This window comes from Gilvimarinus gilvus (assembly GCF_030518155.1).
GTDB lineage: Bacteria > Pseudomonadota > Gammaproteobacteria > Pseudomonadales > Cellvibrionaceae > Gilvimarinus > Gilvimarinus gilvus.
Genome location: NZ_JAULRU010000141.1, coordinates 1 through 358 on the forward strand (window position 1 = coordinate 1; position 358 = coordinate 358).

Below are 358 nucleotides of genomic sequence, written 5' to 3' on the forward strand. Positions count from 1 at the left end.
AAGTTGGTTCCGACGAAATTCGTCGGAACAACCCTGGGGCTATTCCCGACAGTCTTCGTCGGAACGACGTTGTTCTGCTCACGGAGCAGGGCTACCTGATGCTGGTCAAGTCGCTGACCGACGACCTTGCCTGGACCGTCCAGCGCCAGCTGGTCAGCAACTACTTCAGGCCGCAGGCATTCCCTGTGCCTCGCACTCGCGCTGACGCTTTACGCCTCGCCGCAGACCTTGAAGAGCAGAACGAGATGCTGGTGCTTGAGAACCAGCAGCAGGCCAAGAAGATCGAGGCGCTGGAGAACCTGTTCATGCCTGGGGAGACGGTTCCGCAGTTCGCCAAGCGCCTCAACGGCGTGAATTC

At 59.8% G+C, this 358-nt stretch carries 1 protein-coding gene; it reads left to right on the forward strand.

Annotation, left to right across the window (positions count from 1 at the left end; genetic code table 11):
- Positions 1 to 358, forward strand: a 358-nt coding sequence (locus QWI17_RS00860) for a hypothetical protein (RefSeq protein WP_302720597.1), incomplete at both ends; no start/stop codon positions are given.